Origin of the sequence: Anaerococcus urinomassiliensis (assembly GCF_900128425.1) — a bacterium.
GTDB lineage: Bacteria > Bacillota > Clostridia > Tissierellales > Peptoniphilaceae > Anaerococcus > Anaerococcus urinomassiliensis.
The window spans coordinates 195632-218914 of the sequence record NZ_LT635782.1 but is presented as its reverse complement, the minus strand read 5'-3'; the positions used below and the strand labels follow the sequence as shown (position 1 = coordinate 218914).

The following is a 23283-nucleotide window of genomic DNA, read 5'->3' as shown; positions in this document are numbered from 1 at the left end:
AATCTCCCTATTCTATTTCCTCAATACTAAATCCTTCATTTTCAGAATCTTCATATAAGTTTTCAAATTCTTTTTTTATTAATAAGTCATCTGAAGATTCAAGGTTTTCTTCATCGCTAGCTTTTATAGTATCTTCATTTGCTACTTTTTCAGTATTTTGACTTAATAATTTACTTTGGGATTTAATCTTTGATGCATCTATTTTATCAACTTGACTGAACCTATCTTGTTCGTCAACATTTTCTTTTATTTCTATAACTGATCCATCATCATCAAGCAATTCAACATCCAAGGCTAGTGATTGTAGTTCTTTTACTAGTACTTTGAATGATTCTGGTGTGCCTGGTTCTGGGATATTTTCACCTTTTACTATGGCTTCGTAAGTTTTTACACGGCCTGTAACATCGTCTGATTTAACAGTTAAGATCTCTTGTAGAGTGTGGCTTGCACCATAAGCTTCTAGGGCCCACACTTCCATTTCACCAAATCTTTGGCCACCAAATTGTGCCTTACCACCGAGAGGTTGTTGGGTTACTAGTGAGTATGGTCCAATTGATCTAGCGTGGATTTTTTCTTCTACCATGTGGTGAAGTTTTAGCATATACATGACACCTACAGTTACAGGGTTTTCAAAGGCTTCTCCTGTACGTCCGTCACGAAGCTCGATTTTGCCTGTTTTGTTGATGTATGGGGCCTTAAGTGCTGCTTCTTCAAGAGCATCTTCTATTTCTGTATCCATCGCCCCATCAAATACTGGTGTTGCAACTTTCCAGCCCATAGTTCTTGCAGCAAGACCCATGTGTACTTCTAGTACTTGTCCAAGGTTCATACGAGATGGGATACCTAGTGGGTTTAGGCATATTTGTACTGGTGTACCATCTGGGAGGAAAGGCATATCTTCTCTTGGTAATATACGAGAAACTACACCCTTGTTACCGTGGCGACCGCACATCTTATCCCCAACCATAATCTTACGTTTGGTTGCTACATAAACTCTTATTACTTTGTTAACGCCTGGAGATAATTCGTCTCCATCTTTTTTGTCATATTCTTTTACATCTACGACAATACCTTGTTCACCATGTGGTACTTTAAGGCTGGTATCGCGTACTTCACGAGCCTTTTCTCCAAAGATTGCACGTAATAATCTCTCTTCTGGTGAAAGTTCTGTTTCGCCTTTTGGTGATACCTTACCAACTAGGATATCGCCAGATTTTACTTCAGCACCGATTCTTATAACCCCGTTTTCATCAAGGTTTTTCTTCATATCGTCGCCGACATTTGGTATATCTTTGGTAATTTCTTCTGCACCAAGTTTTGTCTCACGAGCTTCACATTCGTGTTCTTCTATGTGAACTGAGGTTAGGACATCGTCGATTACAAGCTCTTCGTTAAGTAGCATAGCATCTTCGAAGTTGTAACCTTCCCATGTTGTAAAGGCTATTAGGATATTCTTGCCAAGGGCAAGTTCACCATTTTCTGTTGATGGACCATCTGCAAGAATTTCATTTGCCTCTACGTGGTCATCAAGTTTTACTATTGGTCTTTGGTTGATGGTTGTTCCTTGGTTTGCTCTTTCAAATTTTAATAGATTATAAGTTTCTATCTCACCATCACTATCTCTTTTGACCTTGATAGTTTCATCACCTACATAAACAACTTTTCCTGCATTTCTTGAAACTACACAAACACCAGAGTCTTTAGCAGCCCTGTGTTCTATACCAGTTGCTATTATTGGAGCTTCTGATTTTAGTAGCGGCACTGCCTGACGTTGCATGTTGGCACCCATGAGGGCACGAGTAGAGTCATCATTTTCCAAGAAAGGAATTAGTGATGCACCAACAGATACGATTTGTTGAGGAGAAACGTCCATGTATTGGATATTTTCTCTAGGGTAAATATCATTTTCACCGTTTAGACCACGACCTGATACTCTCTCGTTGATAAATCTATCTTCATCATCAAGTGGCTCATTGGCTTGGGCTATGATATATGAGTCTTCTATATCTGCTGTTAAGTAATCTATCTCATCTGTTACATAGCCACCTTCTTTTACAATCCTATATGGTGTTTCGATGAAACCATATTTGTTGATTCTAGCATAGGTTGTAAGAGATGTGATAAGACCGATGTTTGGTCCTTCTGGGGTCTCTATTGGACAAATCCTACCATAGTGGGAATCGTGAACGTCACGGACTTCAACACCTGCACGGTCTCTTGACAAACCACCTGGTCCAAGAGCTGATAATCTTCTCTTGTGAGTTAGCTCACTCATTGGATTTGTTTGGTCCATAAATTGTGAAAGTTGTGATGAACCAAAGAATTCTTTTATAACTGCTGTAACAGGTTTTATGTTTATAAGTCCTTGAGGTGTTGCAAGATCTGGATCTTGGGTTGTCATTCTCTCACGAACAACTCTTTCCATACGAGCAAGACCTACTCTAAATTGGTTTTGAAGTAATTCACCAACACCACGAACTCTACGGTTTCCTAAGTGGTCGATATCATCAACTTCACCTATGCCTTCAAATAGGTTGAATTGGTAGTTAACTATAGCTAGTAGATCGCTACGAGTGATATTTTTTGGTGATAATTCTTTCTTTCTCTTAGTCATCATGTCAAGAATTTCTTCATTATCACTTGCACTATCAATTATTTCTCTCATAACTGGATAGTAAACTTTTTCTGAGAATTCATCTACGTCATAGTCTACATCATGAAGTTCTTCAAAAGAATTTATATCAACAAAGTGGTTGCCAACTATTCTTAAAATTTGGTCTTCACCATCATTATTTAATTTTTTGATATCAACTGAATTAATACCAGAATTTTCAATTGCTATAGCAGTAGCTCTGTCTATTGTTTCACCTTCTTTGATGAATACTTCTCCAGTTTCACCATCGATTACATCACTTGCTGCAATTCTTCCTTCAATTCTTGGCCACAAAGCAAGTTTAAGGTTGTATTTGTACCTACCTACTTTTGCCAAATCATATCTTCTATCATCAAACAATAGGTTATTTATGAGATTTTGAGAAGATTCCAAACTTGCAGGATCTCCTGGTTTTAATTTTCTATATATTTCGATTAGCGCTTCTTCGCTAGTTTCAGAATTTTCTTTTTCTAAGGTTGTTCTAAGATGAGGAGTATCGCCAAGGGCTCTTATAATCTCATCATCACTTTCAAATAATAGGGCACGAACTAAAGTTGTTGCCGGAAGTTTTCTTGTTCTATCAAGACGAACATTTACAGTATGGCTAGCATCTGTATCAAATTCTATCCAGGCACCCCTATTTGGTATAACAGTTGAAGAATAAAGCTTATCACCAGATTTGTCAGTTTCTTCTGCATAATAAACACCAGGGCTTCTAACAAGTTGGCTTACTATTACCCTTTCAGCTCCGTTTATTACAAAAGTTGCTGAGTCTGTCATCATTGGGAAATCTCCCATGAAAACTTCTTGTTCCTTAACTTCTTCTGTTTCCTTATTAATAAGTCTAGCTTTAACCTTCAAATCTCTTGAATAAGTTGTATCCTTATACTTTGCTTCTTGGATAGAATATTTTGTTTCATCATCAAATTCATATCCGACAAATTCAAGAATAAGATTACCATTGTAGTCCTCTATTGGAGATATATCTTCTAGGATTTCTCCAAGACCTTCTTTAAGGAACCAGTCATAGGAATCTTTCTGAACTTTTAGCAAATTAGGTAAATCTAAGACTTGAGGGAATTTAGAAAAACTCACACGCTCAGTTTTTCCAAAATACTCTTTGTGATATTGGGCCATTAATTAAAACTCCTTCACTATAAAAACACAATAAAAACACAAAAGGCTAAGAAAATTAGCCTTTATGAATGAATAAAATCTAGATGATTAGATTTCTAGCAATGCTTAATTATACCATCTAATCCAGGGTTTTGTCAAATATGATTTGTCAATATCTTATGATCTTTGCCCTTAAGCTCATCTTCGCTATGGCCAACTATAATACCACTAACTGGATAGTATCCCCTATCTAGCATAAGCTTATCTATGTATTTGGCCTCATTTCCTAGCTTGTTAACTAGGCCTCTTATATAGCAAGAACCAAGATTTAGATTTGTAGCAGCAAGGGCAATATTTTCCAAAACGCAGCCTGCATCCTCGTATTTGGAAGTATTGTCTTTGTTGGATGAAAAAATTATAAAGACTGGAGCATTATAAAGAGCATCACTATCCTTGCCTGTAAAGTCTTTGTACTCCTGGCTAATCTCTTTGATAAGATTCCTATCCTCTATAACTGTAAGCCTTGAGCTATCGTATTGGCCCATGGCAATAGGAGCTTTGTTTGCAGCATCAATTAGTGTTTTTATATCCTCCCCATTTACTTTTTCGTCTGTGAACTTTCTTGTAGAAACACGTTTACTTAATACATCATAAAAATCCATAAATACCTCACTTTACTATTACTATACAAACAAGATCTAGCTTTTCGAGTATAAATTTTAATTATACCACAAATTAATATTTTTACTCTAAATAATTCCTATTTATGTTATAATAAAAGTAACGGAGGACTTATGAAAGAATTAGTTAAATTATTTTCTACAATCACCGGTATTTTTAGATCGGTAGTTACAATTGTTTTTTTGCTAGCAATAGCTTTTGTAGCCTTAGTTGATGTCAATCTTCTGATGGCTGCTGTTGATATTGCAGGATTTCCCAATATAGCAAAAGGACTTATAAAGGCAATATTAATTGGGATTTTTGCTCTTTGTTTTATATTTAATGTCGTAATAACAAGACACATATTTAAGGCAGGAAGTTTAGGCAAATATCATATTTCTAACCTATGCTTCGCACTTATCTTTATAATAATCGATGCCTTCATATTAGTAATGTTAAGAGATGCAAAGAGTCCACTAATATATGTAGTTATGGCTCTAAATGCCATAATTGTGATAAATTCTATCTTAGGACTTATTGCAAAATCAAGAGGTGCTTATGAAAATGAGCATATACTAGAAGAAGATGTCAAACCTAAAGAATATATTGAGTTTGAAAATAAAAATGACGTAGTAAAAGCAAATAACGATAAAATAAAAATTGACGATACAAGCAAGGTAAAGACAAGTGACGCCAACTACCAGCTTTTAGAAAAAGATAAAAAGATGGTTTATGAAAGCAGTCCAAAAGCAAATAAAGACCAGAGTCAAACAGTACGAATAGCAAAGAAGAAAGAAAAGAAAGAATCTAATGTAGGAGAACAGGAACAATAAAATAAAAAAGGATAGCAAAATGGATGAAAGTTATTACAAATTATTAAAAGAGAACTACAATTCAAAAAGAGAAGTAAGAAACGAACTAATTTCCCTTAGTTCAAAACTATACCTACCAAAGGGAACAGAATATTTTTTCTCTGACATCCACGGAGAAGCCAGTGCATTTTTGCAACTATTAAAGTCTGCATCAGGCAATATAAGGGAAAAAACTTCTATAAACTTTGGCGATACCTTGCTTAAAGAAGAACAAGATAGGCTAACCGAACTTGTTTATAATCCAAAAGAAGTCTTGCACGAATTGGAATTAAAAAACGAGCTTACAGAAGACTTTCTAACTATCAATATTCACAGGCTCATAAGTCTATTTAGATTTGTATCTACAAAGTACGCCAAAGACTATGTAAAGGAAAAGTTTGGCGACTTATTCTCACCTATTGTAGATGAATTACTCTATACTAATGATTCCGAATACAACAAGAAAACCTATTATGACAAACTAATAGAAAATGTTGTAAAGTATGGAGCTGCCAAAGATTTTATCATACTAATTTCAACTTTTATCCAAAGAATAAGTGTCGACAAACTACATGTTGTTGGCGATATATTTGACAGAGGACCTGCTCCTCAAGTCATAATTGATGAGCTTATAGGATTCCCAAATATTGATATTCAGTGGGGCAACCACGATATAGAATGGATGGGTGCAGTTTGTGGCAACGAGGCTCTTACAGCTGCCTGTCTTGCAAATGCCATCCAATACAGTAACTTTGATATGCTTGAAGATGGTTATGCTATAAATCTTAGACCTTTGTATGAATTTGCCATGACAACATACGGCGATGATCCAGCTGAGATTTTTATGCCTAGAGTTTTTGACAAGAACTTATATGACAATATAAACGATGAAGTTGCTGCAAAGATGTTTAAGGCTATTTCAATAATCAGATACAAGCTTGATGGAACACTCCTAGAAAGAAATCCAGAGTTTAAGATGGATGACAGAAATTTCCTAAGACATATAGACTACAAAAACATGACCTACAAGGGTGTGGCCCTAAAAGATACAAATCTTCCTACAGTAGATCCAGAGGACCCTCTAAGACTAACAGAAGAGGAAAAATGTGTAATATCTACCCTACAAAAAGATTTTAAACGCAGTGTGAAATTAAACAAGCACATAAAGTTCTTATACGAAAACGGAAGCTTATACAAAGTAGAAAATGGTTCTTTGTTATTCCATGGTTGTATTCCACTAAATGAAGATGGATCTTTCACAGAAATTGAAATAAAGGGCAAAAAATATTGTGGCAAGAGCCTTATGGATAAGCTTGAAAAAATCACTCGTGATGCTTACTACAAAAACGACGAATACTCCATAGACTTTATCTGGTATCTCTTTAATGGCAAATATTCCCCTATTTTTGGCAAATCTCAATTTTCATACTTTGAAAATTTATTTGTAGATGACAAGAAACTAAGAGAAGAAGTCTACAACCCATATTTCTCACTTTGCAACAAGGAAGAAATTGTAGAAATGATTTTGGACGAATTTGAAGTCAAAAGTGACAGAAGAAGAATCATAAACGGACACGTCCCTGTAAAAACCAAAAAAGGAGACAGTCCAGTAAAGGCAAAAGGAAAACTATATGTAATAGACGGTGGCATATCCAAACCTTACCAAGCCAAAACCGGCATAGCAGGATACACTTTAGTCTTTAACTCCCACTCAGTTTCCCTGGCAGAGCACAGCAATTACGAATCCATCACAGATGAGGTAAGTTCTTACAAGCCAAATATTAGAGAAGTCGAAGTCCTTCATCCAAGGATGCTAATCAAAGATACTGACGAAGGCAAAACTATCCAAGAAAGAATCAATGTTCTTGAAAAACTATTGGAAAATTACGACAATCTATAGGAGTTAATAATGAAAAGAAAACACTATAACCTAATATCTATAGCCTTGTGGATTGTGGCTTTGATTTTAATTTTCGCCTTTAATAATCCCTTTGCTACAAGTATCACTTGGAATATAGTTCTAGCTATATTACTTGCTGTTGTTGGTATTATATTGTATTTTGCTGCCAATAAGTGTCCATATTGCAATAGTCTAATTAATGATTATTTACTAAAACCAGCTAAATATTGCCCACACTGTGGCAAAGATATTTCTAAATTTTAGATTAATTTTTGATAAAGGAGCTATAAGTGAATTTAAAAAAAGCTAGCCAATTAAATCTAATCTTAGGCTTTATTGGCCTTGCTATTTTAATCTTTGACTTGCTAAACAAGGGAAGGCTATCATGGTATTCAATAATAATTTTTCTAATTATATTTATAATCACAATTATAATTGAGAAAATTTTCTTTAAATGCCCCCACTGCAAGCACCAGATAAAAAGAAATGATTACTTTAGAAAAACTTGCAGAAATTGTGGCAAATAAATTAATTAAAAAAGACGTTGGTAGAAAATCATCTACCAACGTCTTTTAAATTACATTTTTTCTGGCTCTGGGTAGTTTTCTCCGAAAGTATCAACTGTAACTTTTTTCATTTTTTGTTCTTCTTTTGGTCTATCGGATCTGTCTGTTACAGTTTCTGCAATCTTGTCGACTACTTCCATTCCCTCAATAACTTTACCGAATGCAGCATAGTCACCATCTAGATGTGGACTATCCTTATGCATGATGAAAAATTGGCTACCAGCAGAGTTTGGCATCATAGATCTTGCCATTGATAAAACTCCAGCGCTATGTTTCAAATTGTTTTCAAAACCATTTGACCTAAATTCACCCCTTATAGAATATCCTGGGCCACCCATGCCAGTTGCCTCTGGATCTCCACCTTGGATCATAAATCCTTTTATAACTCTATGGAAGATTATCCCATCATAAAATCCTTGTTTAACTAGGGATATGAAGTTATTAACTGTATTTGGGGCGATTTCAGGATAAAGTTCAGCTTTTATTATATCGCCATTTTCAATTTCTATTGTAAGTATTGGGTTATTTTGCATATTATCTCTCCTTTAAATAAAGTATTAATTATCAAAGTCTAGATCAGAAAATATGATAGAGCCTGGGTTAAAACCTATGTATTCAGAAATTCCATCCTCAAGTTCTATACGTTTTTTCTCATATATTTTTCTTTGACTTATGCTCTCTGCTACTTGGTTAAACTTCGCTACATCAAAATCTTTGATAATTTCATCTGTCTTGAATTTTTCTTTGAATGAATAATTGTTTTTAATAGTAAATTTATTCTTAGAAGAGTTGTACTTTATAGTTGAACCATTTATGCCCCTGCTGAGAACGAAATGATCATCTTTTTTATTAAAGATTGATTTGTTAATAAGAGATCCTATGAGCTTTTCGTCATAATCATTTTCTTTGATATCTTTTAGATATTCAATTAGATAATCTTCCAACTTTTTGCTTTCATGATTGTATTCATTTTTTATTTCAGCTTGGAAATTTTCACCAAGTTCTTCAAAATGATCTTCGTCAAGTTTATAAATATTAAACAATCTTAGTATTTCGTAATCTAAGCTTAAAGCTGTTATAACATCTAAATTTTCTGTAACTTTTTTGCCGCAATAGGATAAAATTTTTCTATCTTCTGTATCTATGGTTACCTCTTGGTCCTTGTAATGGAATTTTATCCTTGATCCTTTGTAATCAGCTGTATACAAATCTAGGATAAGACTAATATCTGTTTCATCATCAGCTAGCAATTTGTTTATTTTTGAATTATCGACTAAATCTCTTAAATAGTAATTAATATCTTGAGACATTAAAAATCCCCCTAATTTTTCATCACTTTGTAACTATTATACTATATATTTGTAAAATCCTTGTAAAATTTTTCATAGTGTTAGAACAGGAATCTAAATTGAAATAACAAAATTACCAATAAAATAGATACTAAACTTTTTACAAAGCCAGCTTTTTCATAAGTCTTGCCGCTTGGATTTATGATTTGCCCGTCCTTTTTAACTATACTAGCATCTTGCTGATAATAAGCAAGATCTTTTTCTAGTAATTCATTAAAATATTTTTCTCATAATTCCTCATTTCTATTTACTATTACTTTACTTTTAATAAATGAGGAAACAAAAAATCTCTAAACCTATAGGCTTAGAGATTCTAAATTACTTATTTAATTATTAATACCAACCATTAGCTGCCCAGAATTGTTGAGCTGCTTCCCATGATCCGTATCTTTGTGCAACATAGTTATCAGCTGCAGCTTCTTGTTCAGCTGGTGATGCCCCGTAGTGAACTAGTGATGGATTTAATTGGTATCTACCGTAGTAACCACCATTTGGATTGTAAGCTGTGTATGAACCGTTAGATTCTCTTTGAGCTATCCATTCTTTTGCCCAGCTTGATGATCCTTGGTATGATTGTTGAGTTTGTTGAGTTTGTTGTGCTGGTTGTTGGTTAGTTTGTGTTGTTTCTACATATTTATATGTTTGTGTTGGTTGGCTAGCTGCTACATTATTATTTGATGTACTTGTTGTAGCTTGTGTAGCGTATTTCTTTTCATTAGCTTTTCTAAATGATTCAAGTAGGTTGTTGTAAACATAACCTTCTTTGTCATTTACTTTTACTTTTACATAACCATTTTCAGCAATTTCTGTAACTTCTACTACTGTTCCAGTAGGAAGTACACTGATAACTTCAGAATCAATTGTTGGTTTGTTTCTAAAGTTTGTATCTGCAATGATTTTATCTTCATCTAATATGTGGAAGAATCTTTTTGCTACATATGCATCTTTACCCTCAAAATCTATGTGTAGCCAATCTCCTTCATTAGATTTGATTTCATATGCTTTTTCTTCATTTGAGATAAGTCCTAATACATTATCTCCCATTTTTGCTTGGCTTCTTACATTTACTGCACTTGCTAGTTCTTTGTCGATAATAACCTTAGCTGCATCTGCATCTTTTGCAGAAAATCCAATTACACTTGGAACTATTAGTGCTGCTGCTAGGGCATACTTTTTAAAATTAAACATTTATATTTATATTCCTTTCATAGTCATAATTGACTTACTCTTCTTAATTTTCTTGTTTTGTAATAATAGTTACAAAATATTAACAGAATGTTTTTTACAAGAGCTATTATACAGGCTAATTGTGTAGAAATTATGTAATTATTAGGAAAATGTAGATACTTTGTAAGTTTTTTATGGAGGATTGTTATTTCAACGTTTTCATATAGTTTTTTTTTAAATTTTATCTCAGTTTAGGGAAAAAACTTTTATTTTTACCATAATTCTTTATTTTAGACAAAATATTTTTGTAACTAGTCAATACGGTAATTGTTACAAACTGTCTATTTTACGCTAATTATTTGCCCAGCTTTCTTCTATGTAGTAAAATTTTATATATTAAAGTAGAAAGTGAGATTTATATGATTAATGTCTATTTGCTTTTTGGAGGTCCATCAAGCGAGCACGATATTTCTTTACGAAGTGCACTAAATATTAGTAAAAACTTAGATAAAAACAAATACAAGCTAAAACTTGTCTACATTGATAAGAAAGGACATTTTTCCAAATGCTTTTCTTATATAGATACTAATGATGAGTTTTCCTTAGTAAAGGAAACAAATGATAATAAAGCAGCTAGCATAGGGGATTTCCTCCTAGATATTAAGGAGAATGATCCTATAAATACTGTAATAATTCCTGCCATTCACGGAACATATGGCGAAGATGGTACTATCCAAGGATTTTTGGATTGCATAGGCTACCCTTATATAGGAAATGGCCTCCTATCATCTGCTATCTGTATGGATAAGGTTACAAGTAATGATATTTTTTACAAAAATGGATTTAACCAAGCCAAATACCTTTACACTTATAAAGAAGGCCTTAGCGATGATTTCTTGGAAAAATGTATCACAGAAATTGGCTTTCCTCTGATTGTAAAGCCATCTGCTAACGGATCTTCTGTCGGTGTAAGCAAGGTTACAAATAAGGACGAGCTAGAAAAAGCAATAAACCTAGCCTTAGAATATGACGAAAAGGCCTTGGTTGAAGAGCTTATAGATGGCCAAGAGATAGAAATTGCTGTAATTGCCAACGGAGATGGTATCGATGCATCAAAACCTGCCGCCTACCTTACAAATCACACTTTCCTAGATTATGACGCCAAATATTTTGACAAAGAAACTATAGAACAACTTCCTTATAAAATGGATAGTGAAGATGAAGCAAAAGCTATAGACTTTGCCAAAAAATGTTATACAGCAGCCGGTTGCCAAGGTTTTGCTAGGGTCGATATTTTCTATAGTAAGGATAAAAACTTATATATAAATGAAATTAATACCTTCCCTGGCTTTACACCTAGCTCATTTTTTGCAAGACTTTGTATGCTCATGTATGATGAGAGCTTTTCTCTTATCCTTGATAGGCTAATTGAAGATGGTTTAAGGAGATATAATGATTAAAAGAAGACTAGATGAAATTGCTGACATGGTCGGCGGAGTTCTTTCTGATCCTAGTAAAAAAGACCTTATTATAGAAGGAGTTTCCACCGATTCTAGAACTATTGACGAAAATAACTTGTACATCCCTCTGGTTGGAGAAGTTTTTGATGGCAGAATTTTCATCAAGGAATGTGAAGAAAAAGGCGCAAGCGCTTTTTTAATAGATAAGGAATTTAACTTAAATAAAAACATCACTATTCCTTATATAATAGTAGAAGATACAAAAAAAGCCTTAAGAGATTTGGCCAAGGCTTATAGAGACCAGCTTGATATAAAGATAGTCGCTATAACAGGTTCTAATGGCAAGACAAGTACCAAAGACATACTGGCCCAAGTACTTGCTGAAAAGTACAAGGTTCAAAAGACTATAGGAAACCTCAACAACGACATAGGCGTTCCAAAAACTTTGCTAGAGCTAAATGAAGATACAGAAATCGGAGTAATAGAACTTGGCACTGACAACTTTGGAGATATATCTCTTACAACAAATCTAGTGTCACCTGATATTGCAGCTATCCTAAATATAGGAGATAGCCACTTACTTAACTTAAAATCTAAAGAAGGCATAGCAAAAGCAAAGATGGAAATAACAGAAGCCCTAAAAAAAGATGGGGTTTTCATATATAATATAGATGATGAAACTTTAAGAAAAGAAGTTCCACATTATAAGGTAGACGCAAGAGTTCTAACTTTTGGTATGGATGATAGTGCAGACTATAAAATCGAAAAATTATCATCTAGCTACCAAGGCATAGAGTTTAAACACGATAGTGATAGTTTTAACTTAAAGCTTGTTGGTGACCACCAAATCTATAATGCTGGCTTTGCAGCTATGGTTGCTTCATTATTGGGATTAAGCTTTGAAGAAATCCAAAGAGGTTTTCTCAAATGCCAAACATCAAAAAACAGGGCTGAGCTCATAGAGCTAGACGGCTTTGATATACTAGATGATGCTTATAAATCAAATCCTCAAGCCCTGCTTACTGGACTTGGCATGACCTATATGCTAAATGGTTACAGTAAAAAAATTGTTGTTTTGGCCGATATGTTAGAACTAGGTGATGATGAAGAAAGCTTGCACTTTGAAATAGGAGAAAAAATCAATCCAAACCAAATAGACTATTGCCTATTCTATGGCCCCCTATCCAAACATATGTATGAAGGAGCTTTGAAAAATTTCCCAAAATCCAGAGCCTTTTATTTTGAAGATAAGGAAGATATTTGTAACAAGCTAAAACAATTGATAAGCAAATCAACCCTGGTCTTTGTAAAAGGATCTCATGGCATGCATATGGAAGAAATAATCGAATCCATCAGAAATCTAAATATATAAGGAGCGACTATGATTTATACTGTTACCCTAAACCCATCAATTGATCTTTTTGTAGAACTGGATGAGCTAACTATGGGCCAAAGAAACAACATATTAGCGGAAAGAACCCTACCAGGTGGAAAAGCCCTAAATGTATCTAGAGTCCTATCCGCTCTAAGAATTCCAACTATTGCCACAGGTTTTGTCGGCGGTTATCAAGGTGATTTCATCAAGCAATGGCTTAGAAACGAAGATATTACTGCTGACTTTGTCGAAACTGAGGCTGAAAACCGTACCAATATCAAAATTTTTAAAAACAAGGAAGAAACTGTAATCAATTATCCTGGTAAAAGAATATCAGCAGCTGAACTAGACGAGCTTCTTTACTACCTATCTAGGGTTAGAGAAGGAGATGTGCTAATATTTGGTGGTTCAGTACCTCCAATGGAAGAAAGCCAAAGTAGAGATATATACGATAGGCTTGTATCCGTAGCAACATCAAACAAGGCCAAATTTGTCGCAGACGTTCCAAGCCAATATTTGATGAATGTAGTTAAGGCAAAACCTGCCCTAATCAAACCAAACGGCGAAGATATAGAAAGAATTTTTGGCGTGGAAATCTTAGATAGAAATGATTATATACCTTACGGCAAAAAGCTTAGAGAAATGGGAGCGGAAAATGTCATTATCTCTTACGGAGCGGAAGGCTCAATGCTATTTACTGGTGATAAGGTCTATGGGTCCAACGAGATAGACGATGGTAGAGAGATCATAAATACAACAGCTTGTAGGGATTCAATGATTGCTGGATTCTTGGGATCTAAGGTAAAAGATGGCAGTCCTGTAGAAGCTTATAAGATGTCAATTGCTGCAGCATCTGCTACAGCTCGCGTCCTAGATTTGCCGACTCACGATGAAATTATAGGCATGCTAGATTACGTTAATATTGAAGAAATAGAATAAAAATTTCAACTTAATAATTGCCCCTAAGCTTAACTTTATGCAAAGCTTAGGGGCAATTTTAGCTAGGATTTTTTCTTATCTTTTTCTATTAATATTCTTAAGGCCTCAATTCCTACTTTGATAGCCATTTCTGTGTCATGGACTACTGGATTTTCTAGGCCCTGTTTTTCTCTTTCTTGGTTTGCTACTACTAGAAAGCAAGATCCTGCTCTAACTCTTAGGTAGTTTGCTACTGTAAATAAGGCCGCTGATTCCATCTCACTTGCTAGAGTTCCCATTTTTACCCATGCATTCCACTTATTTTCTAGTTCATAGGAAATAGGCATTTTGTCTGGTTCGTGCTGACCATAGAAGCTATCCTTACATTGGACTACTCCAACATGGCTAGTTAGCTCTAGTGAGTTAGCAGCATCTTTTAGTGCACTTGTCACTTCAAAGTTACTTACTGCAGGAAATTCTATTGGAGCGTATTCGCGGCTGGTACCTTCTGCCCTTATTGCTGCATTGGCTATTACTACATCGCCACTTTTAACTTCTGTTTGCATGCCACCACAAGTTCCAACTCTGATGAAGGTATGGGCTCCTGATTTGACCAATTCTTCCATGGCTATGGCAGCTGATGGGCCACCTATACCTGTTGATGTTACAGAAACTTTTTCTCCATCTAGGTAACCCGTATAGGTCACGTATTCACGTCTGTCAGCGACTAACTTTGGATTGTCAAAGTGGGCAGCAATTTTTTCACATCTTTTTGGATCTCCTGGCAATATGACGTATTTGCCAATCATGTCTTCATTTATACCCACATGGTATTGGGTATTATCTTCGCTATAATGCATACTCTCTCCTAATCTAAATCTGGCAGTTCAATCTTTTCATAGCTTATCTTGTTGCGCTTTAGAAGCTCTATTGCATACTCATCTACCCTGTAAGCTTCTCTGTAATAAATCTGTTTTATTCCTGCTTGGATTAAGCTCTTTGTGCAGTTTAAGCAAGGAAAATGAGTCACATAAGCCTTGCATCCTTTTACTGAAATGCCCTCCTTGGCACAATACAAAAGTGCGTTCATTTCAGCATGGATGGTTGCTATGCAGTGTCCATCACGCATGGTGTGACCTATATCATCACAATGTGGATTGCCCTTTATTGAACCATTATATCCTGTAGTTACTATCCTATTATCTTCATTTACTATCACACAACCTACATAAGCCCTATCACAAGTTCCACGTTCTGAGACTGTGATAGCTAGGTTCATAAAATATTCATCCCATGTCAATCGATCTTTTGCCATAAAGTTCTCCTTAAAGTCTAAAATTTAAGTCTTACTTTAAATAGAATATCAAATAGTTTTATACTTATCAATAGTGAAACTGCATATATTATAAGCTCTAGTATCATACTTCCCATGCCGCTGATTGGGGCTGACCCTATTAAGTATAGAACTGTTGTAAGTGATAATATACCCCAAATCTTGGCAACATATTCAACTGGCTTGGATATTATAAGGTAACCAGATTTTTCTGAAGATGATTTGCTGTTGATTAGATAGGCAAGCAAGGTCCAAAGTCCAGCCACAATTATATAGCCTATTATATTTGGATAATTCATCTTTACATTGATTAGAGAGAAAAATGGCTTTAATACGCCTGGTAAATTTTCAATAAATTTAGAAAAGCTACTAGACATAGTGCTTGCAAAATTTGGTGCAAAAATTGTCAAAAATACATCAACAATATATCTTAAAAGTTCTATAGATCCTATGGCAATGATACCAAGACCCCCATGGCCTATGAAGTTTCCTGCAATCATACCTGTGGATACAGTTATAAAACTTGTTGCAAGTATCAGTAATATTGATTGCAAGATTGGATCTCCTATCTTAGAAAAATCCATCAAAGGTGAGAAATCTGATGCATTTATCATAACCATATTTAATAGCATATTGATTATAAACATAGCTAAGCCAATAATAAATACAACTAGGGCCTTCATCCAAACTTCATCCCTTTTCTTCCATGGGAACATCAATGTGAAATCATAAAATGACAATGATTGCTCTAAGGAAGTGATCAAAATTGACAATATTGCAACTAAGACTAACATTCCAAATGTAGTATCTCCTACATAATAAGTAAAGATATTAGAAACTTCTAAATTGGATTCTTTGATATTTTGAAAAGTCCTATAATTTGATTCATATTCCCAAAACTTGGACCCATACTTATTTATAGCTTTGTCAGAATAATCATTCCAATCTTCATCATCAAGACCTTTCATTTCTTCATCTGTAAGTATTCCGTACTTCTTTGCATATTTATCAGCTATCTGAGATGCTTCATCCAAATATTCTTTTGTTATTTTCCCTTGACTATCGATGCTTATATCCAAATCCTCAGCCATGACATTTACAGAATCTTTTAGATTATTTGCTTCATTTTTTAGCCTAGCCCTAGATTGTAAACTGTAGGTCATAGCAATCATTAAGGATATCAATAATATCCAGATTCCATATCTTTTTACGGTAATCTTAAATAAGTTTTTGAAATCACTCATTTTCTAGCTCCTTCTTCTAGGTAGAAGTAGTCTTCAACCTTTACTTCTAGCTTGTCATATTGGACTATCTCAGGGTCTTGCAAAAGTTCTTTCAAAAATTCACTCTTGGCATCGATTAGTATTGTATAGACCCTGCCAATATTTGATATAATGACCGATTTGTTTCTTAAATTTTCTGGCAATTTATCCTTTACAACAACTTGTAGCTTATTTAATGATAATTTTTCCTCATCATTAGTCTTGTTCAATACTCCTTCTTTTGATAGGTAATAGATCTCATCACATATGCCAGATAGGTCAGTAAGTTCGTGGCTTGATGCAAAGACAGCACAACCCTTATCCTTAGCGTATAATAAGTATTCGATTATGCGGCGTCTATTTAGGATATCCATCCCATCTAAGACTTCATCTACCAAGATGACCTTGGCATTTGATGCTAAAACACAAATAAGGCCAAGTAAGTTTTTCTCACCCTTTGAAAGGTTTCTAATACTTGCCTTAGGATTGTAAGAAAATTTGGCTATCTCGCCATTGAAAAAGTCTTTGTCAAAGGTCGGATACAATATTTCATAGTATTCTGGAAGCTGGTCAATCTTATAGTAGTTAAAATAATCAAATCTGTCTGGCAAATATGCCAAATTTTCTATAGTTCTTGGATTAATGTCCAAAGATTTGCCATCTATCTTAATTTTCCCAGAATCTTCTTTATATATTCCTGCTATTATCTTAAGTAGGGTAGTTTTTCCACTACCATTTCGTCCTACAAGTCCTGTTATGATTCCCTCTTCTAGACTAAAAGTTACATTGTCCAAAACCTTGTTGTCATCAAAGGACTTATTTACATTGATTGCTTCTACAATCATAAATCTTTACCTACTCTTTCGTATAATTTTATAACATCATCTAAGGTAATACCTAGATATTTTGCTTCTATAAAATCATTAGTTAATTTCTTGTTCAAATCATCTATTCTATCTAGGAACTTTGCATCATCAAAGGATATAAATGTGCCAATTCCCGCCTGAGTTTCGATAATTCCTTGCCTATCCAACTCTTTAAATGCCTTTGATACAGTTGCTTGGTTAACTAGTAGCTCTCTCGATAGCTCCCTTACAGATGGGAACCTATCACCATTTCTAAAATAGCCCTTTGCAATAGCTAGCTTCGTTTGATCAACTATCTGCATATAAAGAGGGGTGTCCAAATTCGCATTTAATTCAAACAATTTTTCCTCCTTTTAGTGTAGGGCATTATGCCATACACCTTATAGATAAATTATAACATCTATATATCATTTGTCAATTTTCTCAAATCAAAAAGAGCACTATAAGTGCTCAATTAAAATAAAGTTGCAAATGGCTTTGCCACATATCCAACTGCCTTAGTTACAAAAGGTCTATTCTTGGCATCTTCTAGACTTATTGGGCTTCCTATAGAGAAAAATACATCAAAGTCTTCTTTGATTTGTCCTATAGCGCTTGTATCTTTCATCAATACCCCACACTCAAAGTTTAGGTATATAGCTCTGTAATCTAGATTGATTGTTCCTACAAAAGCACTTGAACCATCAGCCAGCCAAACTTTGGAGTGGCAAAAACCTGGTGTATATTCATAAATCCTAACTCCATTTGATAATAAGTGTACATAGTGACTTTTAGCCAAAGCAAAGGCTATCTTCTTATCTGGAATATGGGGCATACAGATTCTAACATCGACTCCCCTTTTTGTAGCATTGGTGATTGCATTTATTATTTCATCTTCAAGGATTAGATATGGTGTCATAAAATAAACGTAGTCTGTAGCATTGTTTAACATAGTTAAGATAGTATTTTTTGCAAAATACTCATCATCCATGGGACTATCAGAAAATGGTATACATATGCCAGCTCCCTCTGGATTAGATTTCTTTGACAAATACCTAGCAAAGCTATCTACCTCATCAGGAGAATCAGACCACATTTGCAAAAACATCAAAGTAAAAGATTCTACTGCAGCTCCCTTTAGCCTTATTCCACAGTCTTTCCAATGTCCAAATCTTTCATAGACATTTATATACTCATCAGCAAGATTTATCCCACCGGTAAAGGCGTACTCGTTATCTATCACAAATATTTTCCTGTGATCCCTGTTGTTATAGTAAGTTGATACTATTGGAATCATTGGTGAAAATACCTTGCACTTTATTCCTAGAGAGTTCATCTCGTGAACAAAATTAGACTTAACCCTTACGAGAGAATTAGTTCCATCAAATAAGAGCCTAACTTCTACTCCCTCTTCAACTTTTTTAACCAGTTCCTCAAGGATTGTTCCCCACATATATCCGTAGGAGATTATGAATATCTCTATAAATATGAAGTCTTTTGCTCCTCTTATAGCCTCAATTATATCAGCAAATACATCCTCACCTACTGGATAATATTTTGTGGATGTCTTATCATAGGTGACAAATCCACCCAAATCATAAAAGTAATTTTGGTAGTTATACAAGTCTTTATCACTCTCTTTTAGGTCATATACCAAAGATAGATCTCTATTGTAGAGTTTTCTAGTAACTTTTTCCATGTCTAAAACTCTCTTTTGCTCTTTTCTATATCCAACGCTGAGGTGGTCAAGCAAGAATACAGCTGTAGAGAAACTTGGGAAGATTGCAATAAGCATAAACCAAGATATTTTATAAGAAGGGTTTATGGAATCCATATTTAGAATTATAAGCATTATAACTATACGTAATACCGTATCTCCTCCTATCAATAAAGATACGTCGATATTTATGTAATGGTAGAGGTATATCATAAAGCCTACTTGAAGAAGTATCAAAAAAATAAATACACCTGCTCTGCTAAATACTAGGGAAAGCAAGGATTTTTTTGTTTTTTTAACATACTTATTCCCGTTTATTTTTTCCATTATCTTAATATATTCATTATTCATAATAATATTATAGCAAATTTTACCCTTTAAGTTAAAGAAAAAAATAGGATAATGAATACTATAGAATAAGGAGTTAGAAATAATGAGCCAAATATTACTTATAAATGATTTCGTATCAAGGGGTAAGATAGCCGGCAATATGGTTGATCCTGTTCTATCACATGCTGGCCATGATGTTTACTTCCTGCCCACCGCTCTGATTTCCCACAACTTTTCTTTGGGAAATGTAGCAATTCTTGATACAAATAAATACATAAAAGATTGTTTAAATGTATGGAAGAAGTTAGATTTTAACTTTGACCTTGTTTTCATTGGATATATAGAAAATATAGAGCAAAAAAATATCATAGTTAATTATCTAAAATCTATGTCCGATGAAGCCTTAGTCATCTTGGACCCTATTATGGGTGATGATGGTTGTCTTTATCCAGGACTTGGTGATGAGAAAATACAAATATACAAAGAAATCCTAGCATATGCTGATATTATTATTCCAAATCATACCGAGGCAAACTTACTAGACTTGGATAATTTTGATGAATTGCTAGAAAACGACAAGAAGTATGTCATAACAAGTATAGAAGAAGATAACAAATCCTACACTCTGGGTATTTCAGATAAGCTTCATAGAGTTTTTTATGAAAAATTAGATGCACAATACGCTGGAACTGGAGATCTTTTTGATGGATTGTTTATAAAGCATTACCTAGAAACGAGCGATTTCAATTTATCAATTGAAAAAACAGTTGAAGATATGAGCAAGATACTTAGTATACAAAATGAGGATTTTAAGGATAATATTTCAATAGCTATTGAAGCAATCCTGCCAAAGATTGAGGGAGCTTACAATGCTTGATAAAAAATATTACCGCAGGGCCCTATCCATAGCTTGGCCAGCTGTATTTGAATCCTTTTTTATAGCTTTAGCAGGAATCATAGATACCTTTATGATTTCTGGTCTTGGACCTTCAGCTGTAGCCTCCATAGGTCTTACAACCCAGCCAAAGTTCTTGGCCCTTACTGTATTTTTTGCTATCACTAGTGCAGTATCAGCCCTAGTTGCTAGGCGTCAAGGGGAGGGAAATAGGGAAAAAGCCAACCAAACCTTGGTTACTTCCCTACTAATTTCAATGATCTTTGTAGTCATAGTGACGGTTGTTATGGTGGCATTTGCCGATCCTATCCTGGAATTTGCAGGTTCTACCGAAGAAACTCATGCTATGGCCAAAGAGTATTTTGTCATAATAATCCTTGGAACAGTTTTTAATGCCATATGCTGGTGTATAAACTCTGCCCACAGAGGTGCGGGCAATACACAAGTTGCCTTTGTAACAAACCTTGTTGCATCAGTTGTAAATATTATCTTTAACTACCTACTAATCCAAGGTAACTTAGGTTTTCCTGCTTTAGGAACAAAGGGGGCTGCTATTGCAACCGTCCTAGGAACAGTTGTAGAAATGATTATGTGCTTTTATTCCCTAAGCAAGCGCAACTCTTTCCTAAGTTTTAGAGAAATGAAAAAAGTTCCTATGAAAATTGATAAGACAATTTCTAAGGAAATCGCTAGACTTGGAATTAATATTTTTATTGAAATTATGTCAATGAGAATAGGATTTTTCGTTACAGCCCTTACTGCTGCAAGGCTTGGAACCGAAAGTTTTGCCCTCCATAATGTAGGTATGAACCTTCTAAGCTTGTCATTCTCCTTTGGAGATGGAATGAGTGTAGCAGTAATCACACTTACAGGTAATTCACTTGGAGCTGGTAACAAAGATGAGGCCATAATCTACGGCAGGGCCTGCCAGCAAATAGGTCTTATAATGAGTTTAATCATATCTGCCATATTCTTTATATTTGGTAGATCCATATTCGGACTATTCTTTGCAGATAAATCCTTGGCCGACCAAAGTCTTATCATTATCAAATACCTAGGCTTCATAGTTATAATGCAAGTCCTACAGGTTATCTTTGGTGGTTCACTAAGATCAGCAGGAGATGTAAAATACACCTTGGCAGTAGCAATTGTATCTGTATCCATAATAAGGACTGCAGTAACACTAGTTACTGTTAATTTCTTGAAATTAGGTTTAGATGGAATCTGGATAGGTATATTGTCAGACCAGATCAGTAGATTTATAGGTCTAAGACATAGGTTTAAACAAGGAAAATGGGTAGACTTGAAAATTTAGACTAAGATTTTAATATTTATAAAATAAAAAAATGACCCAGCCTAGGAATGCATCGCTTCTTGTACTGACCCCCAAAAGTTGGACTTAAAAACTAACTTAAGGAGGTCAGTTTTTTAATGACAAAATACAGCACAGAATTTAAGATGAAATTAGTAAAAGAATATCTTGAAGGAAAAATAGGATACAGAGAATTAGCAAAAAAATACAATATCCCAGACAAGCATACTATTAGAACGTGGGTTAATGCTTACCAATCCCAAGGTTATGATGGACTAAAAGTATCAAGAAAGAATAATAGTTACACTTTAGAATTTAAACTAAATGTAGTAAACTTGTATTTAACAGGAGAAATGTCCTATCAAAGCCTATCAAACAATCTTAAAATCAATAATCCATCAATAATCGCTCGATGGGTCAATGAATATAGAAAAGAAGGAATTGAAGGACTTAGACCCAAGAAGAGAGGAAGACCTTCAAAAATGGCAAAAACACCAGAGAAATCAAAAGATATAAAATTAGAATCAACATCACAATTAACCAACGAAGAAGATAATTCATTAAATGAAGCACAACTAAAAGAAAAAATAAAGAAGTTAGAAGAAAAAAACTATTGGCTTCAACTAGAAAATGATGCAATAAAAAAAAAGATAGAATTGTCTCAAATGACAGATGCAGAAATAAGACAATTGCTAAAACAATCGAAGTCTTAAGAAGTAAATACAAACTTAAAGATTTGCTAATCTACTTTAACCTTCCAAAATCGACCTACATGTATTGGCAAAAAAGGCTAGAGCTGCCAAGCAAAGACAAAGAAATTGAATCAAAAATATTAAAAATCAGAAAAGACAATCCAAACTATGGCTACAGAAGGATAACAGCAATATTAAAAAGATCAGGACTAACAATAAACAAAAAGAAAGTACAAAGGTTAGTTCAAAAATTAAAAATACAAGTAAAGAACTTTTCAAGGAAAACAAGAAAATACTCATCATACAAGGGAACTGTTGGTAAAGTAGCAGACAATAAGATAAAAAGAAACTTCAAAGTAGAAAAACCATATACCCAAATAACGACAGATACAACAGAATTTAAGTATTTAGAAAAAGATAAATCAGGAAACTATCAAATAAAGAAACTCTATCTAAATCCATACCTAGATATGTACAACAGTGAAATACTAAGCTATGAAATATCAAAGAAACCAACACTAGAACCAATTCTAAAAGCCTTAGATAGAGCAATAAAAATAACTAACAAAAGCAAGGAAGAAAGAATATTTCACTCAGATCAAGGCTGGGCATATCAAGTAAAGCAGTACACATCAAAACTAGAATCCAATGGCATAATCCAATCTATGTCCAGAAAAGGAAACTGCTTGGACAACTCACCAATGGAAAACTTCTTTGGAATACTAAAACAAGAAATATATTATGGAAGAAAATTCTACTCATATGAGCACTTAAAGCAAACAATTGAAGATTTTATAAAATATTACAACGAAGAAAGAATAAAAGAAAAATTAGGATATTTAAGTCCGGTGGAATATAGAGAAAAGAATGTAGCATAAAAAA

General features: G+C 34.2%; 22 protein-coding genes. 11 read left to right on the top strand and 11 right to left on the bottom strand.

All coding sequences use genetic code 11. The features are described 5' to 3' along the window. Positions 1 to 7: 7 nt before the first annotated feature. Together rpoB and BQ7474_RS02080 are read right to left on the bottom strand one after the other, a co-directional pair. On the bottom strand, positions 8 to 3790 hold the full coding sequence (gene rpoB, locus BQ7474_RS02085; protein WP_082187864.1) for a DNA-directed RNA polymerase subunit beta: 3783 nt from the start codon (positions 3788 to 3790) through the stop codon (positions 8 to 10). 134 nt (positions 3791 to 3924) lie between these two features. After that, positions 3925 to 4431 (bottom strand): nitroreductase family protein, encoded by a 507-nt coding sequence (locus BQ7474_RS02080; protein WP_073997400.1) that lies wholly within the window; start codon positions 4429 to 4431, stop codon positions 3925 to 3927. Positions 4432 to 4563: 132 nt separating this feature from the next. Between BQ7474_RS02080 and BQ7474_RS02075 the strand changes: the two genes are divergently transcribed. The 4 genes from BQ7474_RS02075 to BQ7474_RS02060 are packed head-to-tail and all read left to right on the top strand — an operon-like array spanning position 4564 to position 7707. Beyond that, positions 4564 to 5262, top strand: coding sequence for a hypothetical protein (locus tag BQ7474_RS02075; RefSeq protein WP_073997399.1), 699 nt, complete (start codon positions 4564 to 4566; stop codon positions 5260 to 5262). Positions 5263 to 5281: 19 nt separating this feature from the next. Then, positions 5282 to 7180 carry a fructose-bisphosphatase class III gene (locus BQ7474_RS02070; protein ID WP_073997398.1) on the top strand — a complete coding sequence of 633 codons (1899 nt, stop codon included), beginning with the start codon at positions 5282 to 5284 and terminating at the stop codon, positions 7178 to 7180. A gap of 9 nt (positions 7181 to 7189) precedes the next feature. Next, entirely contained in the window at positions 7190 to 7444 is a 255-nt protein-coding gene (locus BQ7474_RS02065; RefSeq protein ID WP_044567694.1) for a zinc ribbon domain-containing protein, read from the top strand. Positions 7445 to 7470: 26 nt separating this feature from the next. Continuing rightward, entirely contained in the window at positions 7471 to 7707 is a 237-nt protein-coding gene (locus BQ7474_RS02060) for a hypothetical protein (protein ID WP_073997397.1), read from the top strand. A 50-nt stretch (positions 7708 to 7757) separates the two neighbouring features. Here the strand turns inward: BQ7474_RS02060 and BQ7474_RS02055 are convergent, their stop codons facing one another. The 3 genes from BQ7474_RS02055 to BQ7474_RS02045 form a co-directional block, all read right to left on the bottom strand. Then, positions 7758 to 8279: a peptidylprolyl isomerase gene (locus tag BQ7474_RS02055; protein WP_073997396.1), complete on the bottom strand. Its 522-nt coding sequence runs from the start codon at positions 8277 to 8279 to the stop codon at positions 7758 to 7760. A 24-nt stretch (positions 8280 to 8303) separates the two neighbouring features. Then, positions 8304 to 9056, bottom strand: a complete 753-nt coding sequence (locus BQ7474_RS02050; RefSeq protein ID WP_073997395.1) for a hypothetical protein — start codon at positions 9054 to 9056, stop codon at positions 8304 to 8306. Positions 9057 to 9428: 372 nt separating this feature from the next. After that, on the bottom strand, positions 9429 to 10283 hold the full coding sequence (locus tag BQ7474_RS02045; RefSeq protein WP_073997394.1) for an aggregation-promoting factor C-terminal-like domain-containing protein: 855 nt from the start codon (positions 10281 to 10283) through the stop codon (positions 9429 to 9431). A 398-nt stretch (positions 10284 to 10681) separates the two neighbouring features. Between BQ7474_RS02045 and BQ7474_RS02040 the strand changes: the two genes are divergently transcribed. From BQ7474_RS02040 to BQ7474_RS02030, 3 genes are read left to right on the top strand one after another with little or no spacing between them, the layout of a single operon-like run. Then, positions 10682 to 11722, top strand: a complete 1041-nt coding sequence (locus BQ7474_RS02040; protein WP_073997393.1) for a D-alanine--D-alanine ligase family protein — start codon at positions 10682 to 10684, stop codon at positions 11720 to 11722. Next, positions 11715 to 13094 carry a UDP-N-acetylmuramoyl-tripeptide--D-alanyl-D-alanine ligase gene (locus BQ7474_RS02035; protein ID WP_073997392.1) on the top strand — a complete coding sequence of 460 codons (1380 nt, stop codon included), beginning with the start codon at positions 11715 to 11717 and terminating at the stop codon, positions 13092 to 13094. The genes BQ7474_RS02040 and BQ7474_RS02035 overlap by 8 nt, the downstream gene beginning before the upstream one ends. 9 nt (positions 13095 to 13103) lie before the next feature. After that, on the top strand, positions 13104 to 14036 hold the full coding sequence (locus BQ7474_RS02030) for a 1-phosphofructokinase family hexose kinase (protein WP_073997391.1): 933 nt from the start codon (positions 13104 to 13106) through the stop codon (positions 14034 to 14036). 62 nt (positions 14037 to 14098) lie between these two features. Here BQ7474_RS02030 and udp read toward each other — a convergent pair whose 3' ends face one another. The 6 genes from udp to cls all read right to left on the bottom strand — a co-directional run bounded on the left by udp (position 14099) and on the right by cls (position 19523). Further along, positions 14099 to 14875 carry a uridine phosphorylase gene (udp, locus tag BQ7474_RS02025; protein ID WP_073997390.1) on the bottom strand — a complete coding sequence of 259 codons (777 nt, stop codon included), beginning with the start codon at positions 14873 to 14875 and terminating at the stop codon, positions 14099 to 14101. Positions 14876 to 14883: 8 nt separating this feature from the next. Further along, a complete protein-coding gene (locus BQ7474_RS02020) occupies positions 14884 to 15330 on the bottom strand; it encodes a deoxycytidylate deaminase (protein WP_073997389.1) in 447 nt (148 codons plus the stop codon). 17 nt (positions 15331 to 15347) lie between these two features. Beyond that, the gene (locus tag BQ7474_RS02015; RefSeq protein ID WP_073997388.1) at positions 15348 to 16592 is read right to left on the bottom strand and encodes a hypothetical protein; all 1245 of its coding nucleotides are present in this window, start codon (positions 16590 to 16592) and stop codon (positions 15348 to 15350) included. Continuing rightward, positions 16589 to 17455 (bottom strand): ABC transporter ATP-binding protein, encoded by an 867-nt coding sequence (locus tag BQ7474_RS02010; RefSeq protein WP_073997387.1) that lies wholly within the window; start codon positions 17453 to 17455, stop codon positions 16589 to 16591. Before BQ7474_RS02010 ends, BQ7474_RS02015 begins: the two co-directional genes overlap by 4 nt. Further along, positions 17452 to 17817, bottom strand: a complete 366-nt coding sequence (locus tag BQ7474_RS02005; protein ID WP_073997386.1) for a GntR family transcriptional regulator — start codon at positions 17815 to 17817, stop codon at positions 17452 to 17454. Before BQ7474_RS02005 ends, BQ7474_RS02010 begins: the two co-directional genes overlap by 4 nt. A 113-nt stretch (positions 17818 to 17930) precedes the next feature. After that, positions 17931 to 19523 (bottom strand): cardiolipin synthase, encoded by a 1593-nt coding sequence (gene cls / locus BQ7474_RS02000; RefSeq protein ID WP_082187863.1) that lies wholly within the window; start codon positions 19521 to 19523, stop codon positions 17931 to 17933. An 82-nt stretch (positions 19524 to 19605) separates the two neighbouring features. Here cls and BQ7474_RS01995 point away from each other — a divergent pair, with 82 nt between their 5' ends. The 4 genes from BQ7474_RS01995 to BQ7474_RS01980 all read left to right on the top strand — a co-directional run bounded on the left by BQ7474_RS01995 (position 19606) and on the right by BQ7474_RS01980 (position 23279). Next, positions 19606 to 20379: a carbohydrate kinase family protein gene (locus BQ7474_RS01995; protein WP_073997385.1), complete on the top strand. Its 774-nt coding sequence runs from the start codon at positions 19606 to 19608 to the stop codon at positions 20377 to 20379. Then, positions 20372 to 21712, top strand: a complete 1341-nt coding sequence (locus BQ7474_RS01990; protein ID WP_073997384.1) for an MATE family efflux transporter — start codon at positions 20372 to 20374, stop codon at positions 21710 to 21712. The genes BQ7474_RS01995 and BQ7474_RS01990 overlap by 8 nt, the downstream gene beginning before the upstream one ends. Positions 21713 to 21828: 116 nt before the next feature. Beyond that, positions 21829 to 22422 (top strand): helix-turn-helix domain-containing protein, encoded by a 594-nt coding sequence (locus BQ7474_RS01985; RefSeq protein WP_073997383.1) that lies wholly within the window; start codon positions 21829 to 21831, stop codon positions 22420 to 22422. Then, positions 22365 to 23279, top strand: coding sequence for an IS3 family transposase (locus tag BQ7474_RS01980; RefSeq protein ID WP_143179974.1), 915 nt, complete (start codon positions 22365 to 22367; stop codon positions 23277 to 23279). Before BQ7474_RS01985 ends, BQ7474_RS01980 begins: the two co-directional genes overlap by 58 nt. Positions 23280 to 23283: the final 4 nt, after the last annotated feature.

Bases quoted from the DNA above. Each gene is read 5' to 3' on its own strand.
- rpoB (WP_082187864.1), bottom strand. From the start codon at position 3,790: ATGGCCCAATATCACAAAGAGTATTTTGGAAAAACTGAGCGTGTGAGT.
- BQ7474_RS02080 (WP_073997400.1), bottom strand. From the start codon at position 4,431: ATGGATTTTTATGATGTATTAAGTAAACGTGTTTCTACAAGAAAGTTC.
- BQ7474_RS02075 (WP_073997399.1), top strand. From the start codon at position 4,564: ATGAAAGAATTAGTTAAATTATTTTCTACAATCACCGGTATTTTTAGA.
- BQ7474_RS02070 (WP_073997398.1), top strand. From the start codon at position 5,282: ATGGATGAAAGTTATTACAAATTATTAAAAGAGAACTACAATTCAAAA.
- BQ7474_RS02065 (WP_044567694.1), top strand. From the start codon at position 7,190: ATGAAAAGAAAACACTATAACCTAATATCTATAGCCTTGTGGATTGTG.
- BQ7474_RS02055 (WP_073997396.1), bottom strand. From the start codon at position 8,279: ATGCAAAATAACCCAATACTTACAATAGAAATTGAAAATGGCGATATA.
- BQ7474_RS02050 (WP_073997395.1), bottom strand. From the start codon at position 9,056: ATGTCTCAAGATATTAATTACTATTTAAGAGATTTAGTCGATAATTCA.
- BQ7474_RS02045 (WP_073997394.1), bottom strand. From the start codon at position 10,283: ATGTTTAATTTTAAAAAGTATGCCCTAGCAGCAGCACTAATAGTTCCA.
- BQ7474_RS02040 (WP_073997393.1), top strand. From the start codon at position 10,682: ATGATTAATGTCTATTTGCTTTTTGGAGGTCCATCAAGCGAGCACGAT.
- BQ7474_RS02035 (WP_073997392.1), top strand. From the start codon at position 11,715: ATGATTAAAAGAAGACTAGATGAAATTGCTGACATGGTCGGCGGAGTT.
- BQ7474_RS02030 (WP_073997391.1), top strand. From the start codon at position 13,104: ATGATTTATACTGTTACCCTAAACCCATCAATTGATCTTTTTGTAGAA.
- udp (WP_073997390.1), bottom strand. From the start codon at position 14,875: ATGCATTATAGCGAAGATAATACCCAATACCATGTGGGTATAAATGAA.
- BQ7474_RS02020 (WP_073997389.1), bottom strand. From the start codon at position 15,330: ATGGCAAAAGATCGATTGACATGGGATGAATATTTTATGAACCTAGCT.
- BQ7474_RS02015 (WP_073997388.1), bottom strand. From the start codon at position 16,592: ATGAGTGATTTCAAAAACTTATTTAAGATTACCGTAAAAAGATATGGA.
- BQ7474_RS02010 (WP_073997387.1), bottom strand. From the start codon at position 17,455: ATGATTGTAGAAGCAATCAATGTAAATAAGTCCTTTGATGACAACAAG.
- cls (WP_082187863.1), bottom strand. From the start codon at position 19,523: ATGAATAATGAATATATTAAGATAATGGAAAAAATAAACGGGAATAAG.
- BQ7474_RS01995 (WP_073997385.1), top strand. From the start codon at position 19,606: ATGAGCCAAATATTACTTATAAATGATTTCGTATCAAGGGGTAAGATA.
- BQ7474_RS01990 (WP_073997384.1), top strand. From the start codon at position 20,372: ATGCTTGATAAAAAATATTACCGCAGGGCCCTATCCATAGCTTGGCCA.
- BQ7474_RS01985 (WP_073997383.1), top strand. From the start codon at position 21,829: ATGACAAAATACAGCACAGAATTTAAGATGAAATTAGTAAAAGAATAT.